Source organism: Poseidonibacter sp., from assembly GCF_041821165.1.
Lineage (GTDB): Bacteria > Campylobacterota > Campylobacteria > Campylobacterales > Arcobacteraceae > Poseidonibacter.
Genome location: NZ_JBGUES010000172.1, coordinates 1 through 4,901 on the forward strand (window position 1 = coordinate 1; position 4,901 = coordinate 4,901).

Here is a 4,901-nt window from a genome sequence, read left to right on the forward strand (position 1 = left end):
CATTTGAAATTAGATTATCAAGTGTTTTTTCAAAGCCATTTATATCAGTTAGTATTAAAATATTTTCTATATCAACAGTAATATTTATATCTTTTTTTATATCATCAAATTTTGAAATACTTTTTTTTATAATATCATCTAAATAAACTTCTTGTTTTTCTATTTTGTCTATCTCTTTTTTTATATTATATTCCATATTATCATATAGTTTTAAAAGATTATTAGAAGCTTCTTTTATACGATTTAATCTTTTTAGACTTTTTTCATCATCAATTTTTCTCTCTAAAAGTTGAATATTCATCTTAATCGTTGAAACTGGAATATTTAATTCATGAAGTGTTTCTTTTATATTTTTTTGAAGATTTTCATCACTTTTAAATAATGGACTTAAAATCGAAGAAGTAAATGATAAAAATATCCCTAATCCAAAAATAAGTAAAGGAATAATTATAAGAATAAAATTCTCTTGATTTAAACCAAAAATTGAGATTAAGACATAATGTAAGTATAAAATAATAATAAGAGTAAATGTAAATACAATAGAGATTGAAATTAAAAAATCTTTTCTTTTAGAATTCAATTTTGTAACCTATTGCTTTTATATTTATAATTGATTCTTTTCCTAAAAACTTTTTGATAGTATTAATATATACTCTAATAGAGCCTTCACTATAGTTTTCATGAATATTCCATAATTTTGAGATAATCATCTCTTTACTAACTATTTCTCCCCTATTTTCAATAAACAATTCTAAAAGTTCATAAACTTTTATTGATAGATTTAAATCAACACCATTTTCATAAACTCTTTTTAGTCTTGGATCAAAAGTGATAGTATCGGATATTTTTATAGTTTCGAAATGTTTTTTATTTCGTTTTAGTAGTGCTTTTATTCTTAAGATTAATTCATCTAAATCAACAGGCTTTTTTAAATAGTCATCACAACCTTTTAAAAATGCCTTATGTAAAGTGTCCTTGTCTTTATAAGAAGTAAGAAAAATAGATGGTGTTTCATCACCTGATGCTCTTAATTGATCAAGTAAATCTAAGCCATTTATCTTGGGTACATTTATATCAAAAATATATAAATCATAATTATTTTCATAATTTAAATCAAGGCATTCATCACCGTCATAGGCAATATCTACACTAAAACCTTCATCAAGTAAAAAGTCTTCCAAAGTTTGAGCAAAAAGTTCATCATCTTCTAATAACAATATTTTATACAAATAATATCCTTGAGACTTTTTGCGTATTATAATTATTAATAGTTAAAATACTGTTAATTATATTATTTAAAGTCTTTGAAATTTTGTCTTAGTGCTTCATAAGCAATAATTGAAACAGAGTTTGCAATATTTAAAGATCTTGCATCATTTGTCATAGGAATTGTAATACAAGCTTCTTCGCTCTTATCTAAAACTTCTTGAGGAAGTCCAGCATCTTCTCTTCCAAAATATATATAATCACCTACATTGAATTTTGCATCAAAGTAGTTTTGTTTTGTTTTAGTTGTTGCAAAAAAGTGTTTATTAGAAAATGGATTTTTTTCCCAGAACTCTTCAATATTTTCATACTCTCTAACATCAAGATCAAACCAATAATCAAGCCCTGCTCGTCTTACTGCTTTTTCTGTAATATCTCCAAAACCATAAGGTTTGATTAAATGTAAAGTACAATTCATAGCAAATGCTAATCTACCAATTGTTCCAACATTTCCAGGCATTCTTGGTTCTAGTAATACAATATTAAACATTATAAAATCACCGTTTGATTTCCATGAACAAAAACCTTATCATCAAGTAATAATTGGAAAGCATTTGATAAAACAATTTTCTCTACATTTCTTCCAGCTTTTCTCATATCTTCCCATGAATATGTATGATCAACATTTACAACATCTTGGAAAATAATTGGACCTTCATCTAAATCATTTGTAACATAATGAGCAGTTGCCCCAATAATCTTAACACCTCTTTTATGAGCTTGTTTATATGGATTTGCACCTATAAATGCAGGTAAAAATGAGTGATGAATATTTAACACTTTTTTAGGGAATGTTTCTACAAATTTTGGTGTTAATATTCTCATATATTTTGCTAGTACAATTACTTCTGGTTCATAATCATTAATTCTCTGGATTACTTTATCTTCATGATCTTCTCTACTCATTCCATCTGCACTAATACAAGTAAAAGGAATATCGAATTTTTCTACTAATTCTCTTAAATCTTCATGATTTGCAATTACTGCTTTAATATTTGCATTTAATTCACCATCAATATATCTTATTAATAAATCACCTAAAACATGAGACTCTTTTGTAGCTAAGATAACTACATCTTTTTTAGCTTTTTTATTTAATTTAATTTCTGCATTTTTTGGTAAAACTTCAGTTAATTCTTTTAAAAGTATATTTTTAGATATATTACCAGTTATTACACTTCTCATAAAAAATTTATTTGTTTCTTTATCAACGTATTCTGAATTTTGTTCTATATTTAAGTTATTTGCAAATAGTACTTTTGAGATGTTGTATACTAAACCTTTTGCATCTTCTGTGTCTATTAAAAGTATATATTCTTCCATTGTCGCCCTATTATATTATTCTCATTATATTTTAAAAACGCATGATACCATCTTCTTAATTAAATGATAATATATTTTGTAGTGGATTTAAAGTGAGCTAATTATTCCCATTTTATTAAAAATGAGAATAATTTTGTTTTATTTTAATAGTTTGAATTAAACCATTTTTGATAGTTTTTCTCTATATTTTTCTAAATTAAACTCTTTAATTCTTGCAACTCCTGTCTCAACTGCACTTGCTGCAACTGCTGAAGATACTTCAACCATTAATCTTTTATCAAATGGAACTGGAATAATATATTCTCTTCCAAATGATAAATCACCAGTAATTGATTTTAATTCAGAAGGAATTTCTTGTTTTGCTAAGTTTGCAATTGCTCGTGCAGCTGCCATTTTCATTGTCATATTTATTTTTCTAGTTTGTACATCTAATGCACCTCTAAAAATAAATGGGAAACCAAGTACATTATTTACTTGATTAGGGAAATCAGATCTTCCTGTTCCAACTATTGCTTTTGGTCTAATAGCTTTTATTTCATCAGGGAAAACTTCAGGTGTAGGATTTGCTAATGCGAAAATGATTGGTTCTTCTGCCATTACAGCAATATGTTCAGTTGAAAAACTTCCAGGTTTAGATAATCCTAAAACCATATCAGCATCCCTAAATGCTTCTAATAAAGTTAAGTCCTCATCGCACATGAAATCTTTTTTATATTTATTTAAATCATTTCTACCTTTATGAATAACACCTTTTGAGTCCGTCATAATTAAGTTTTTAACACCCAATTCTTTATACATTGTCGAACAAGCAATAGCAGCAGCACCTGCTCCAATCACTACAACTTTCATATCTTCAACTTTTTTATTCATCATTTCACTTGCATTCATAAGTGCAGCAGTTGTAATAATTGCAGTTCCATGTTGGTCATCATGCATAACTGGAATATTTAACTCTTCAACTAATCTTTTTTCAATTTCAAAACACTCAGGTGCTTTAATATCTTCTAAATTAATTCCACCAAAAGTTGGAGAAATAGCTTTTACAATTTCACAAAATTTATCAATATCAGTTTCATCAACTTCAATATCAAATGAATCAACAGCTGCGAATTTTTTAAATAATACAGCTTTTCCTTCCATTACTGGTTTTGATGCTAATGCTCCAATATTTCCTAAACCAAGTACTGCTGTACCATTTGAAATAACGGCTACTAAATTTCTTTTTGATGTATAGTCATATGCCGCTTCTGGATTTTCTTTAATTTCTTCACAAGGAAATGCAACTCCTGGCGTGTAGGCTAAAGATAAATCTCTTTGTGTTTGTAATACAGTAGTTGTCGCAATTGCTACTTTTCCTGGGTTTGGAAGTTTATGATATTCTAATGCTTCTTCTTTTGTAACTTTTGTACTCATTTTAATCCTTTTAAATCTGCTTTCTAAAATTTTCGAAATAGTAACTAATCGAAACTTAAAAATATAGATTTGAATATAAAGAATACAAAAAAGTTTACTTTAAGTTTTCTATGAATAAATTATGCAATTTTTATGTAAGTAAGTAATTATTTAATCTTGAGTGATTTTATAATATATTCTTATTAAATCACTATATTTTAGGCTTTTAAAAGTATTTATCAATAAAATTATTTATTCAAATATAACTTCTACAATTATATATTTTATTTAAGTTTAAAAAAGTGATTGTACAAAAATTGAAATAATAAATTTTGTGATTATAATTTTATTATTCCTGCGAATCTGCCAGTTTTATGGTCTTTTCTATAAGAGAAGTGTTCACTACTTGAACATTTTGTACAATTATTGAGAATTTTTATATTTTTAACTCCATTTTGTACTAAAATAGATTTATTTATACCTTGAAGATCAATATTTCTTCCATTTACAAACTCTTTTCCAAATGATTTTTCTGTAATATTTGCTAACTCAGTACTTACTTCATAACAACATTTTTGAATACTTGGACCAAATACTGCTCTTATATTCTCTGCTTTAGTATCAAAATTATGTATCATTTTCTGTACTGTAATTTCTACAATTTTTAAAAAAGTTGAGTTTCGTCCTGCATGAATTGCTGCAATTACATCATTTTTTTCATCATGTAATAATATAGGAATACAATCTGCAACCATAACCATAAGAGGTAAATCTTTTTCATTCGTAATGATTCCATCACAATCATCAATAATTTTTGTAGAGTTTTTATCAACTATAACTACATTATTACCATGTGTTTGGTTCATCGATATTAAGTCTTTATAGTTATAGTTGTGTTTTAGAGCTAATTTTTTTCTATT

At 26.1% G+C, this 4,901-nt stretch carries 6 protein-coding genes; all 6 read right to left on the bottom strand.

Features of this window, described 5'->3' with window-relative positions; genetic code table 11:
* On the bottom strand, positions 1-580 hold a 580-nt coding region (locus tag ACERKK_RS11160), incomplete at its 3' end, for a histidine kinase dimerization/phospho-acceptor domain-containing protein (protein WP_373773154.1).
* Complete coding sequence (locus ACERKK_RS11165) at positions 570-1,229, bottom strand: response regulator transcription factor (protein ID WP_373773155.1); 660 nt, start codon at positions 1,227-1,229, stop codon at positions 570-572. The genes ACERKK_RS11165 and ACERKK_RS11160, both read right to left, overlap by 11 nt.
* Before the next feature lie 62 nt (positions 1,230-1,291).
* Positions 1,292-1,756, bottom strand: a complete 465-nt coding sequence (locus tag ACERKK_RS11170) for a tRNA (cytidine(34)-2'-O)-methyltransferase (protein ID WP_373773156.1) — start codon at positions 1,754-1,756, stop codon at positions 1,292-1,294.
* Positions 1,756-2,589, bottom strand: a complete 834-nt coding sequence (gene purU, locus ACERKK_RS11175) for a formyltetrahydrofolate deformylase (protein WP_373773157.1) — start codon at positions 2,587-2,589, stop codon at positions 1,756-1,758. The genes ACERKK_RS11170 and purU overlap by 1 nt, the downstream gene beginning before the upstream one ends.
* Positions 2,590-2,745: 156 nt before the next feature.
* Entirely contained in the window at positions 2,746-4,002 is a 1,257-nt protein-coding gene (locus ACERKK_RS11180) for a malic enzyme-like NAD(P)-binding protein (RefSeq protein WP_373773158.1), read from the bottom strand.
* A 317-nt stretch (positions 4,003-4,319) separates the two neighbouring features.
* A partial coding sequence (gene pgeF, locus ACERKK_RS11185; RefSeq protein ID WP_373773159.1) for a peptidoglycan editing factor PgeF occupies positions 4,320-4,901 on the bottom strand: 582 nt, incomplete at its 5' end.

Coding starts and splice junctions, on each gene's coding strand:
- ACERKK_RS11180 (WP_373773158.1), bottom strand. CDS start 4,002: ATGAGTACAAAAGTTACAAAAGAAGAAGCATTAGAATATCATAAACTT.
- ACERKK_RS11170 (WP_373773156.1), bottom strand. CDS start 1,756: ATGTTTAATATTGTATTACTAGAACCAAGAATGCCTGGAAATGTTGGA.
- purU (WP_373773157.1), bottom strand. CDS start 2,589: ATGGAAGAATATATACTTTTAATAGACACAGAAGATGCAAAAGGTTTA.